A 12794-nucleotide genomic window follows, 5' to 3' on the forward strand; every position below is an offset into this window, starting at 1 on the left:
ATAGGCAAACGTTGTTGATAAGCAAACATAATTTATAAATAAACATGGCTTACAAACGAATCGGCATAACAACGTACATCGCGCTGTCATCTTGTGCGTTTTCAATCAAGGCACTCGCATTCGCGTCTGACATTGAGATTCGAACCTGTTCACAACGCAGTGTGTTCAATACATCCAATACGTAGCTTACGTTGAAGCCAATCTCTAGCGCATCACCGTCGAAGGTGACGTCTAGCACTTCTTCCGCTTCTTCTTGTTCTGGATTGTTCGCTGTAATACGCATCTCGGTATCTACAAGATTAACGCGAACACCACGGAATTTTTCATTCGACAGAATCGCAGCACGAGAAAATGCTGAACGTAACTCATCACAGCCTGCTTCTAATGTCTTGGTGGTATTTTGCGGCATTACGCGGCGATAATCAGGGAAACGACCATCAACCAGCTTAGAAGTAAAAACATAATTGTTCACTTCAGCACGCACGTTAGAGTTACCAATCTGCAGCGTTACTGGCTGTTCAGGAGCATCCAGTAGCTTCACCAACTCTTGCACACCTTTACGAGGAACAATGATCTGCTTCTGAGCAAAATCGGCACCAAGTTGCGCTTGAGATACCGCCATGCGGTGACCATCAGTTGCAACACTACGTAAGATAGAACCTTCAATCTCAAACAACATACCGTTGAGGTAGTAACGAACGTCTTGGTTCGCCATTGAGAATTGTGTTTTCTCGATAAGACCGCGCAATTCAGCTTGTGTCACTGACACTTCAACTTCACTGCTCCAATCTTCAATATTTGGAAAATCTGCCGCAGGTAATGTTGCCAATGAGAAACGGCTACGACCAGAACGAACCTGAACACGGTCACCATCCAATACCACAGTGATCACTGAGCTATCTGGCAAACCGCGACAGATATCTAAGAACTTACGTGAAGGTACGGTAATGCTGCCCGCTTCGAAATCACCTTCAAGCGTTACACGGCTGATCAATTCAACTTCTAGATCCGTCGCTGTCATCGACAACACGTTATCTTCTACTTTAATCAGTAGGTTTCCTAGAATTGGAAGCGTTGGCCTGCCACCGAGTGCGCCAGATACTTGTTGTAATGGCTTTATCAGGTGACTACGTTCAATGGTAAATTTCATATCTTGCTCTTACGGTCTAAATGGCACTGCGTAATAGTACGTGGCCAAGATTCTGCTTATTAAGGTTAAGAATACTGTGTATTAAGAAGAAAGGGTACGAATCAAGTTCGAATAGTCTTCTTTAATGTCGTGGCTCTCTTCACGCAGCTGAGCAATCTTACGACAAGCGTGCAACACGGTCGTGTGGTCACGGCCACCGAATGCATCGCCAATCTCAGGCAAGCTGTGGTTAGTCAGCTCTTTAGCCAATGCCATCGCCAGTTGGCGTGGACGAGCAACAGAACGAGAACGACGTTTAGATAATAGATCAGCAACTTTGATTTTGTAGTATTCAGCGACTGTCTTTTGAATGTTATCAATGGTGACCAGCTTTTCTTGCAGGGCAAGTAAGTCACGCAGTGCTTCACGTACAAAATCGATCGTGATCGGACGGCCAGTGAAGTTTGCATTCGCAATAACACGGTTCAATGCACCTTCTAGCTCACGAACGTTAGAGCGTAAACGCTTAGCAATAAAGAACGCCACTTCATCCGCAAGGTGAATTTGGTGGTCTTCCGCTTTCTTCATCAAGATCGCAACACGAGTCTCAAGCTCAGGTGGCTCAATTGCAACCGTCAAACCCCAACCGAAGCGGGATTTAAGACGATCCTCTACCCCGTTGATCTCTTTTGGATAACGGTCAGACGTTAGGATGATCTGTTGGTTGCCTTCAAGCAGCGCGTTAAAGGTATGGAAGAACTCTTCTTGAGAACGCTCTTTGTTCGCGAAAAATTGGATATCATCGATAAGCAGCGCATCAACACTACGGTAGTAGCGCTTAAATTCTTCAATCGCATTGTTTTGGAGCGCTTTCACCATGTCTTGAACAAAGCGCTCTGAGTGCATGTAAACCACTTTAGCATTCGGTTTATTATCAACAATGGCGTTACCCACCGCATGCAACAAGTGCGTTTTACCTAAACCAGTTCCACCGTATAAAAACAACGGGTTGTAAGCGGTTCCTGGGTTATCAGAAACCTGACGTGCCGCCGCCAAACCCAATTGGTTTGATTTACCCTCAACAAAGTTATTGAACTTATGTTTTGGGTTTACGTTTGAACGGTGGTTAAGGTCAACCGCTACAGGTTCTTCATCACGCCAGATATTGTGTACTGGCTTGCGTGCTTGTAGCTGCGCAGGTGCAGACGACTCAGCGGCTACATCAGCAGCGGTACGTGTACGAACAGGGGCGATAGCCTCAGATTTTGGAGCAATGACTCGTTTACTTCCAATCTCAAAATGGAGATGCGGAATATCATTACCACAATATTCTTGTAGCAAACGGTTAATGCTATTTAGGTACTTATCGCGCACCCAATCGAGTACAAATCGGTTTGGCGCAAATAGAGTTAGAGTATTACCATTGAGCTCCGCTTGTAACGGACGTACCCACATACTGAATTCTGTAGCTGGTAACTCTTCTTGAAGCTGTTGCAAGCATTGCAACCAAAGCGAAGATGACACGGTGCCCCACTCTATTTAAGTTATATGAAATGACCGCTAATTTTACCTGTTGATAAGTCAGATCACCAGCAATTGATCACAGATCCAGTGAATAAGATCCAAGTTATTCACAATAAATAGTGCAAAATTGGCTGGATCCACACATCTTGCCCCTACTTTACTCACACAACGATCCACTTATGCCCGGATCCTTGCTAGTTATCCCCAAATCGAGAATGCGATCTGGTTATGGTTAATAACATCTGGTTATTTATTCTATTGAGCATTTTCCCAGTAACATCCAACCCTATAAATATAAGGAGTTACCAAATGAATAACTGGATTAAGGCTGCAATTGCGGCTATCGCACTCTCTGCAGCTACTGTTCAAGCCGCGACTGAAGTTAAAGTCGGCATGTCTGGTCGCTACTTCCCATTTACGTTCGTTAAACAAGACCAACTACAAGGTTTTGAAGTGGATCTATGGGATGAGATCGGTAAACGTAACGATTACAAGGTTGAATACGTAACGGCAAACTTCTCTGGTCTGTTTGGTCTTCTTGAAACGGGTCGAATCGATACCATTTCAAACCAAATTACAATCACGGATGCACGTAAAGCGAAATACCTATTCGCAGACCCTTACGTAGTAGACGGCGCACAAATTACCGTTCGTAAAGGTAATGACAGCATTAAAGGTATCGCAGACCTAGATGGTAAGACGGTAGCAGTAAACCTTGGCTCAAACTTTGAGCAACTGCTGCGCAGCTACGACAAAGATGGCAAAATCAATGTCAAAACCTACGATACTGGTATTGAACATGATGTCGCTCTTGGTCGTGCCGACGCATTCGTAATGGATCGCCTATCAGCACTAGAGCTTATCAAGAAGACTGGTCTACCATTACAGCTAGCAGGCCAACCATTCGAGACAATCGAAAATGCTTGGCCTTTCGTAAACAACGACAACGGTCAAAAACTGCAAGCAGAAGTAAACGAAGCATTAGCAGCAATGCGCGCAGACGGTACGCTAGAAAGTATCTCTCAGAAATGGTTTGGTGCGGACATTACTCAGAAGTAACGACTCACTTTCCCATTTAAGGCCCACTGCTTTATACAGCGGTGGGCTTTTTGCTTTTGTGCACTGATTAAAAAGCCTGATATAACAGTATTTCCAAACAATACTTCCAATAAAAATATGAGATAGATTATGGGATTTGACTTTAATTACATGCTAGGTCTGTTGCCGATACTGCTAAAGTATTTAGGCACCACTATGGAGATGGCAATCTGGGGCTTATTTTTCGCCCTAATTCTATCTTTGATACTGGCGAACATTCGTGTATTCAAAATCCCAGTACTCGACCAGCTTAGCCAGCTATATATTAGCTTCTTCCGAGGCACGCCACTGCTGGTGCAACTGTTCCTTCTTTATTACGGTCTACCCCAGGTATTTCCGTGGATGGTTGGACTCGATGCGTTTGGCGCGGCCGTTATCGGCTTAACCTTGCACTTTGCAGCCTACATGGCTGAAAGTATTCGTGCTGCCATAATCGGTATCGATCGTAGCCAAATGGAAGCAAGCCTGTCAGTCGGTATGACAACCAGCCAAGCCATGCGTCGAGTGATCTTACCGCAAGCGACACGTGTGGCACTGCCTTCTTTAATGAACTATTTCATCGACATGATTAAGTCGACTTCACTTGCATTCACCCTAGGTGTAGCAGAAATCATGGCTAAAGCTCAGATGGAAGCTTCTTCAAGTTTCCGCTTCTTCGAGGCTTTCTTAGCAGTCGCGCTGATTTACTGGGGCGTGGTGGTTATCCTCACTCGTATTCAAATTTGGGCCGAAGTGAAACTGAATAAGGCGTATGTACGATGATCAAATTACAAAATATCCACAAGCAGTTTGGTGACACCGAAGTATTGAAAGGGATCGACCTCGAAATCAAGCAAGGTGAGATAATTGTCATCATAGGTTCAAGTGGTACGGGTAAGTCTACCCTGCTGCGTTGTGTGAATTTTCTAGAGCAAGCCGATCAAGGTACGATTTCGATTGATGATATCAAGGTTGATACTCAGAAACACACTAAAGCAGAGGTGCTGGCACTGCGTCGTAAGACCGGCTTTGTATTCCAAAACTATGCACTGTTCGCTCACCAAACTGCGAGACAGAATATTGCGGAAGGTTTGATTACCGTTCGTGGTTGGAAAAAACAGCAAGCCCATGAAAAAGCGCAACAAATACTCGATGATATTGGCCTGGGAGAGAAAGCAGATAGCTACCCAGCCGCACTCTCTGGTGGCCAGCAGCAACGTGTTGGTATTGGCCGTGCGATGGCTCTACAACCAGAGCTTTTATTGTTTGATGAGCCTACTTCAGCGCTCGATCCTGAATGGGTTGGCGAAGTGCTTAACTTAATGAAAAAACTGGCAAATCAGCATCAAACCATGCTGGTGGTTACCCATGAAATGCAGTTCGCTAGAGAGGTCGCAGACCGAGTGATCTTCATGGCTGATGGTCACATTGTCGAACAGGGATCTCCACAGGATATTTTTGGTAATCCACAGGATCCTAAATTAAAGAAATTCTTAAATAAGGTCGGGATCGAATAAGGATCCTTGTGATTTTAGTTATTCTACGTATAATCCCCCGACCGGAATTTTAGTTAACCCAATCATTGACACTTTTTGTGACAGTGATTACAATTCCGCCTCTTTGTTGAGAGGCGTCGGTTTTCCTTTCTTATATAAAGAAGAGAAAAAATGCCCACGCCGGGTTTAACAAAAACCTAAAACTACTGATCAGTAAGGTAATTACAATGAAACGCACTTTTCAACCTACAGTTCTAAAGCGTAAGCGTACTCACGGTTTCCGTGCTCGCATGGCTACTAAGAACGGTCGCGCAACAATCAATGCACGTCGTGCAAAAGGCCGTAAGCGTCTTTCTAAGTAATCTTTGATTATTTTGAATAAGCTAGCCTTCGGTCGGGAGTTACGCTTGTTAACTCCCGAACATTATCAGAATGTCTTCAAGCAAGCTCATCGAGCAGGCTCCCCTCATTTCACCATCATTGCCCGAAATAACTCTCTTTCAAATCCTCGCCTTGGATTAGCAGTTCCGAAAAAGCAGATTAAAACCGCCGTGGGTCGTAACCGATTCAAGCGTCTTACTCGTGAAAGCTTTCGTAACACTCAACACAAACTTCCTAACAAAGATTATGTTGTAATCGCTAAGAAGAGCGCGCAAGATTTAAGCAATGAAGAAATGTTCAAGCTACTCGACAAATTATGGCTTCGCCTGTCTCGCCCTTCGCGTGGATAGCGCTAATACCCATCTATTTTTATAGATGGTTTATTAGTCCACTCATCGGCCCACGCTGCCGATTTACTCCAACCTGCTCTTTATATGCGATAGAAGCGTTGAAAGCTCACGGTTTTGTAAAAGGGTGTTGGTTATCAGGCAAACGTCTATTAAAATGCCATCCTTTGAACGAAGGGGGCTTTGACCCCGTTCCACCAGTCCAAAAACAAGACAGAGATAAATAACGATGGATTCTCAACGTAATATCCTGTTAATCGCATTGGCTTTGGTTTCTTTCCTACTGTTCCAACAATGGAACGTAGCTCAGAACCCAGCACCACAAGCGGTTGAGCAGGCACAATCTGGCAGCACCCTACCAGCGCCATCTTATGCAGATGAACTAGACCCAACTCCGGGCCAAGTTGCTTCAGCAAAAACTATCACAGTAACAACTGATGTTCTGACTCTGTCAATTGATACGGTTGGTGGTGATGTCGTTACAGCAAACCTAAACGATTACTCTGCTGAGTTCGATTCTGAAGATACTTTTGTTCTTCTTAAAAACGAACCTGGTCACCAATTTATCGCTCAAAGCGGTCTAGTGGGGCCTCAAGGTATCGATTTAAGCAGCACTAACCGCCCTAGCTACACGGTTTCAGCAGACAGCTTTACGCTGGCTGAAGGTCAAGATGAACTACGCATCCCAATGACTTACCAAGCGAACGGCCTTGATTACACAAAAACATTCGTACTTAAGCGCGGCAGCTACGCGGTTGATGTTGAATACGATGTAATCAACAACTCTGGCAATAACGCGACATTCGGTATGTACGCTCACCTACGTCAAAATGTTATGGATGACGGTGGTAGCCTAACAATGCCAACTTACCGTGGCGGTGCTTACTCTACGGAAGATACGCGTTACAAAAAATACAGCTTCGACGACATGCAAGATCGCAACCTATCTCTTAACCTAGCAAATGGTCAAGGTTGGGCAGCGATGATTCAGCACTACTTTGCAAGTGCTTGGATCCCACGCGACGAAGCAGGCAGCAACCTTTACACTCGTGTAATTGGCAACCTTGGTGACATCGGTGTTCGCATGCCGAACAAAACCATCGCTACTGGTGATGAAGCAAGCTTCAAAGCTACGCTTTGGGTTGGTCCTAAACTTCAAGACCAAATGGCTGCTGTCGCACCAAACCTAGACCTAGTAGTTGACTACGGTTGGTTATGGTTCATTGCTAAGCCACTTCATACTCTGCTTTCGTTCATTCAAGGCATCGTTGTGAACTGGGGTCTGGCAATCATCTGTCTAACGTTTATCGTTCGTGGTGCTATGTACCCACTAACGAAAGCTCAGTACACGTCTATGGCAAAAATGCGTATGCTTCAGCCTAAGCTGACTGCAATGCGTGAGCGTATTGGCGACGACCGTCAACGCATGAGCCAAGAAATGATGGAGCTGTACAAGAAAGAGAAAGTAAACCCACTAGGTGGTTGTTTACCTATCGTCTTGCAGATGCCTATCTTCATTTCGCTATACTGGGCACTAATGGAATCTGTTGAACTGCGTCATTCACCGTTCTTCGGTTGGATTACTGACCTTTCAGCACAAGACCCATACTACATCTTGCCACTTCTGATGGGGGCTTCAATGTTCCTAATCCAGAAGATGAGCCCAACAACTGTAACGGATCCAATGCAGCAGAAGATCATGACCTTTATGCCGGTTATGTTTACATTCTTCTTCCTGTTCTTCCCTTCAGGTTTGGTTCTTTACTGGCTAGTATCGAACATCGTAACTCTGATTCAGCAAACGCTTATCTACCGCGCGCTGGAAAAGAAAGGCTTACATTCTAAGTAAGTTCGATAATAGAAAGAGATAAAGAAAGGCGACCAAAAGGTCGCCTTTTTGTTTTTAGCTGATTACAATTCAGCTAATTGATTAATCGTGAATGCCCCTTTTTGGCTCTCACATGCTAGCAGGCACAACTATGACTACAGATACGATTGTTGCTCAAGCGACCGCGCCTGGCCGTGGTGGCGTCGGTATTATCCGCGTTTCCGGCCCATTGGCGACTCAGGTTGCCCTAGAAGTAACAGGAAAAACACTCAAGCCTCGCTACGCTGAGTACCTACCGTTTAAATCTGACGATGGCACCGAACTCGACCAAGGTATCGCGCTTTACTTCCCTAACCCGCATTCGTTTACCGGCGAAGACGTATTAGAGTTGCAAGGTCACGGCGGCCCAGTGGTTATGGATATGCTAATCAAACGCATCCTAGCCATTTCAGGCGTGCGTGCAGCGCGTCCAGGTGAGTTTTCAGAGCGTGCCTTCTTGAACGATAAGATGGATTTAACTCAAGCCGAAGCGATTGCAGATTTAATTGATGCCAGCTCAGAAGAAGCCGCAAAATCGGCGCTTCAATCACTACAAGGCGAATTCTCTAAGCGCATTAATACGCTCGTAGATTCTCTGATTTACTTAAGAATCTATGTTGAAGCAGCGATCGATTTCCCAGAAGAAGAAATTGATTTTCTTGCTGACGGTAAAGTCAGTAATGATTTACAGGCTATTATCGATAACCTCGAAGCTGTGCGCCAAGAAGCTAATCAAGGTGCCATCATGCGTGAAGGCATGAAAGTCGTGATCGCAGGTCGCCCAAATGCGGGTAAGTCGAGCTTACTGAATGCATTGTCAGGCAAAGAGTCTGCGATTGTGACCGATATTGCTGGCACCACACGTGATGTGCTGCGTGAACACATCCACATTGACGGCATGCCACTGCACATTATCGATACAGCAGGCCTGCGTGATGCCTCTGATGAAGTAGAAAAAATAGGTATTGAACGTGCTTGGGAAGAAATTGCTCAAGCAGACCGAGTTTTATTTATGGTTGATGGCACGACAACAGATGCAACAGACCCGAAAGAAATCTGGCCAGATTTCGTTGATCGTCTACCAGACAACATCGGAATGACGGTAATTCGCAATAAAGCGGATCAAACCAGTGAAGAGTTAGGCATTTGTCATGTCAACGATCCAACCCTGATTCGCTTATCAGCGAAAACAGGCCAAGGTGTCGACGCTCTGCGTAGCCATCTCAAGGATTGCATGGGCTTTGCTGGTGGTCATGAAGGTGGCTTTATGGCACGCCGCCGCCACTTAGATGCACTAGAACGCGCATCGGAACACCTTGATATTGGGCAACAACAACTTGAAGGCTACATGGCCGGAGAGATATTAGCGGAAGAGCTTCGTATCACCCAACAGCACCTCAATGAGATCACAGGCGAGTTCAGCTCAGATGATCTTTTAGGTCGAATCTTCTCTTCATTCTGTATCGGTAAATAATCATAAAGGCTGGCTTTCGCTGGCCTTTTCTTTTGTAAGGACAGCTTAATGATCCACATTATTACTGGCAGCACCTTAGGTGGCGCTGAATACGTTGGCGATCACCTCAACGATCTTCTAGAGGCTCAAGAGCACGAGATAGAACTTCATAATCAGCCTGAATACAATAATATTCCTCAGCAAGGTACTTGGTTAGTGGTGACATCAACACATGGTGCGGGTGATTTTCCTGATAATATCCAACCATTGATCAACGCGTTGACCCAAGAATCGCCAGATTTAAGTGCTATTCGTTTTGCTGTTATCGCACTTGGTGATTCAAGTTACGATACCTTCTGCTCTGCAGGAAAATCAATCCACAGCCAACTGAAAAAACTCGGTGCACAGCCTATTTCAGACTGCTTTACCATCGATGTATTGGAAACTCCGGTACCTGAGGATGCAGCTGAAGAGTGGTTTAACGATCACAGTGACCAGTTCTAGTCCCTCAATTTCCCCCAAAAGCGGCTTATGCCGCTTTTTTTGTCTTTGAATATCGTGATTGTGAATAACTTTTTTGAAAATAAATCGAAATACATGTCATTTTTTTCGATTTTCGTTGTGGATAAGATCATACATATACGGTGATTAACCTATAGTTATCCAAATAACAACTTTCTGGCTATTTTACCCTTGTGTATAAGTAGCCGTTTTGATCCCAGCTAATCCTCATCATGATCAAAGTTAGATCACATCCTTTGATCCAAAAAAGATCCATGATCTTGTTGATCATTTTTGACTTATCCACAGATACCCTCGATCCTAATAATAGATCTAATAAAAGATCTCTTTAAAGATCTTATCTATATTAATTAAAAACAGCTTTTTCGAAAAATTCCAAAAACGTTTTCTCAAGCTATGAAAACAGGTAGAATATCGCTCCTTTTTATCAATCTAGAAAACGTTTGAGTACCTGAGGTCGGTTCATGCTTTATCACGAAAAATTTGACGTCATCGTTGTTGGTGGTGGCCATGCTGGAACGGAAGCCGCACTCGCATCTGCACGTACTGGTCAAAGTACGTTATTACTAACTCATAATATCGATACGTTAGGACAAATGTCTTGCAACCCAGCCATTGGCGGGATCGGTAAGGGCCACTTAGTAAAAGAGGTCGATGCAATGGGTGGATTAATGGCGCAAGCTATTGATCATGCAGGTATTCAGTTCAGAACATTAAACGCATCAAAAGGTCCAGCGGTACGTGCAACTCGTGCACAAGCTGATCGCGCGCTTTACAAAGCCTTTGTTCGAAACGTTCTTGAAAACACCCCAAATCTAACTCTGTTTCAACAGTCGGTTGATGACTTGATCGTTGAACAGGATCAAGTCGTGGGCGTGGTGACACAGATGGGCCTTAAGTTCCACGCAAACGCTGTGGTATTGACTGTAGGCACATTCCTAGGCGGAAAGATCCATATTGGTATGGAAAGTTCTTCAGGTGGTCGTGCTGGTGATCCACCATCGATCGCACTTGCTGACCGTCTTCGTGATCTTCCATTCCGTGTTGATCGCCTGAAAACAGGTACACCTCCTCGTATCGATGCTCGTAGTGTTGATTTTTCTGAGCTTGAGGTTCAGCACGGTGATAATCCGACGCCAGTTTTCTCGTTCATGGGTAGCCGAGCTCAACAGCCTCGCCAAATTCCATGCTACATCACACACACCAATGAAAATACGCATGACGTTATTCGAGCCAACCTCGATCGCAGCCCAATGTACGCGGGTGTGATTGAAGGTATTGGCCCTCGTTACTGTCCTTCAATTGAAGACAAAGTGATGCGTTTTGCAGACAAGAACAGTCACCAGATTTTCATTGAACCTGAAGGTCTAACGACCCATGAGCTATACCCGAATGGTATCTCGACAAGTCTGCCATTTGATGTTCAGGTAAAAATCGTTCACTCAATGAAAGGTTTTGAAAACGCTCATATCGTCCGCCCTGGCTATGCGATCGAGTATGATTTCTTTGATCCTCGTGACCTTAAGCTGACTTACGAAACTAAGTTTATTAAGGGTCTATTCTTTGCAGGTCAAATCAACGGTACCACTGGCTACGAAGAAGCGGCAGCACAAGGCTTGATGGCCGGTCTGAATGCAAGTTTGTTTACACAAGGCAAAGAAGGCTGGAGCCCGCGTCGTGACCAAGCTTACATGGGCGTTCTTATTGATGATCTATCGACGATGGGTACCAAAGAACCTTATCGTATGTTCACGTCTCGTGCGGAATACCGTTTGTTGCTTCGTGAAGACAACGCTGATATCCGTTTGACTGAGAAGTCGCGTGAACTTGGCTTGGTGGATGATGCTCGCTGGGCTCGATTCAACGAGAAAGTAGAAAACATGGAGAAAGAACGTCAACGTCTAAAAGAAACGTGGATTAATCCAAAATCTGAAGATGTTGATCAACTGAACCAAATTCTTAAAACACCTATGTCTCGTGAAGCGAGCGGTGAAGATCTTCTTCGTCGCCCTGAAATGACTTATTCACAGCTAACGGCATTGGATCGTTTTGGCCCAGCATTGGAAGATCAACAAGCATCTGAGCAAGTTGAGATCCAAGTGAAATACGATGGTTATATCCAGCGCCAACAAGACGAAATCGAAAAATCACTGCGTCATGAAAATACCAAATTGCCTGCTGATATCGATTACAGCAAGGTGAAAGGACTTTCCAACGAAGTGGTTCTTAAACTAACGACTGCTAAGCCTGACTCAATTGGTATTGCTTCTCGAATTTCAGGTATTACGCCTGCAGCAATCTCAATTCTGTTGGTTTATTTGAAAAAACACGGCCTGTTGAAAAAAGGTGAGGAAGCATAATGAGCGTATTACGCGAAAAACTGGATCACCTGATTGGCCAGACTGAACTTGAAGTATCTGAAAAACAACGTGACCAATTGGTTGGCTATGTCGAGTTACTGAATAAGTGGAACAAGGCTTACAACCTAACGTCTGTTCGTGACCCGCAAGAAATGATGGTGAAACATATCTTAGATAGCATCATTGTTAGCACTCACTTACAAGGTAAGCGTTTTATTGACGTTGGTACGGGCCCTGGTCTACCTGGGATTCCGCTCTCAATCATGAATCCTGACTGTGAGTTTTACTTGCTAGATAGCCTGGGTAAGCGTATTCGTTTTATCAAGCAAGTCGTTCATGAGCTGGGTATCGACAACGTGGTACCGGTTCAAAGTCGTGTTGAAGAATTTCAACCAGAAGAAAAGTTTGATGCAGTGCTCAGTCGCGCATTTGCGTCAATGACAGACATGGTAGAGTGGTGTCACCATTTACCTAAAGAGCAATCCGGTGTATTTTTGGCTCTTAAGGGACAACATCCTAGAGACGAAATCGACTTGTTACCTGAATGGTGTTCAGTGACAGACATTAAAGCTTTGCAAGTGCCAGAGCTTGATGGAGAGCGTCATCTAGTTACTTTATCGCGTCAGGGATAATCAGCG

The 12794-nt window shown here is 44.8% G+C and carries 13 protein-coding genes; 11 read left to right on the top strand and 2 right to left on the bottom strand.

The window, feature by feature from the left end:
* Positions 1 to 49: 49 nt before the first annotated feature.
* Positions 50 to 1150 carry a DNA polymerase III subunit beta gene (gene dnaN, locus BCU75_RS16500; RefSeq protein ID WP_017073815.1) on the bottom strand — a complete coding sequence of 367 codons (1101 nt, stop codon included), beginning with the start codon at positions 1148 to 1150 and terminating at the stop codon, positions 50 to 52.
* 81 nt (positions 1151 to 1231) lie between these two features.
* Positions 1232 to 2653 (bottom strand): chromosomal replication initiator protein DnaA, encoded by a 1422-nt coding sequence (gene dnaA / locus BCU75_RS16505; RefSeq protein WP_076677997.1) that lies wholly within the window; start codon positions 2651 to 2653, stop codon positions 1232 to 1234.
* 309 nt (positions 2654 to 2962) lie between these two features.
* Between dnaA and BCU75_RS16510 the strand changes: the two genes are divergently transcribed.
* The 11 genes from BCU75_RS16510 to rsmG all read left to right on the top strand — a co-directional run bounded on the left by BCU75_RS16510 (position 2963) and on the right by rsmG (position 12788).
* On the top strand, positions 2963 to 3712 hold the full coding sequence (locus BCU75_RS16510; RefSeq protein ID WP_102474467.1) for an amino acid ABC transporter substrate-binding protein: 750 nt from the start codon (positions 2963 to 2965) through the stop codon (positions 3710 to 3712).
* 129 nt (positions 3713 to 3841) lie between these two features.
* The gene (locus BCU75_RS16515) at positions 3842 to 4513 is read left to right on the top strand and encodes an amino acid ABC transporter permease (RefSeq protein ID WP_004735796.1); all 672 of its coding nucleotides are present in this window, start codon (positions 3842 to 3844) and stop codon (positions 4511 to 4513) included.
* Complete coding sequence (locus BCU75_RS16520) at positions 4510 to 5247, top strand: amino acid ABC transporter ATP-binding protein (RefSeq protein WP_102474468.1); 738 nt, start codon at positions 4510 to 4512, stop codon at positions 5245 to 5247. Before BCU75_RS16515 ends, BCU75_RS16520 begins: the two co-directional genes overlap by 4 nt.
* 206 nt (positions 5248 to 5453) lie before the next feature.
* On the top strand, positions 5454 to 5588 hold the full coding sequence (gene rpmH / locus BCU75_RS16525) for a 50S ribosomal protein L34 (protein WP_004735800.1): 135 nt from the start codon (positions 5454 to 5456) through the stop codon (positions 5586 to 5588).
* A 45-nt stretch (positions 5589 to 5633) separates the two neighbouring features.
* On the top strand, positions 5634 to 5957 hold the full coding sequence (gene rnpA, locus BCU75_RS16530; RefSeq protein WP_029223763.1) for a ribonuclease P protein component: 324 nt from the start codon (positions 5634 to 5636) through the stop codon (positions 5955 to 5957).
* A complete protein-coding gene (gene yidD, locus BCU75_RS16535) occupies positions 5924 to 6181 on the top strand; it encodes a membrane protein insertion efficiency factor YidD (RefSeq protein WP_004735802.1) in 258 nt (85 codons plus the stop codon). The genes rnpA and yidD overlap by 34 nt, the downstream gene beginning before the upstream one ends.
* 2 nt (positions 6182 to 6183) lie before the next feature.
* A complete protein-coding gene (gene yidC / locus BCU75_RS16540; protein ID WP_076678001.1) occupies positions 6184 to 7803 on the top strand; it encodes a membrane protein insertase YidC in 1620 nt (539 codons plus the stop codon).
* Between the two features lie 130 nt (positions 7804 to 7933).
* Positions 7934 to 9295 (top strand): tRNA uridine-5-carboxymethylaminomethyl(34) synthesis GTPase MnmE, encoded by a 1362-nt coding sequence (gene mnmE, locus BCU75_RS16545; protein WP_102474492.1) that lies wholly within the window; start codon positions 7934 to 7936, stop codon positions 9293 to 9295.
* Positions 9296 to 9343: 48 nt separating this feature from the next.
* Complete coding sequence (gene mioC / locus BCU75_RS16550; protein WP_102474469.1) at positions 9344 to 9778, top strand: FMN-binding protein MioC; 435 nt, start codon at positions 9344 to 9346, stop codon at positions 9776 to 9778.
* Between the two features lie 482 nt (positions 9779 to 10260).
* On the top strand, positions 10261 to 12156 hold the full coding sequence (mnmG, locus tag BCU75_RS16560) for a tRNA uridine-5-carboxymethylaminomethyl(34) synthesis enzyme MnmG (protein ID WP_102474471.1): 1896 nt from the start codon (positions 10261 to 10263) through the stop codon (positions 12154 to 12156).
* A complete protein-coding gene (gene rsmG / locus BCU75_RS16565; protein WP_102464102.1) occupies positions 12156 to 12788 on the top strand; it encodes a 16S rRNA (guanine(527)-N(7))-methyltransferase RsmG in 633 nt (210 codons plus the stop codon). Before mnmG ends, rsmG begins: the two co-directional genes overlap by 1 nt.
* Positions 12789 to 12794: the final 6 nt, after the last annotated feature.

The organism is Vibrio splendidus, from assembly GCF_002873455.1.
Taxonomy (GTDB): Bacteria; Pseudomonadota; Gammaproteobacteria; order Enterobacterales; family Vibrionaceae; genus Vibrio; species Vibrio splendidus_J.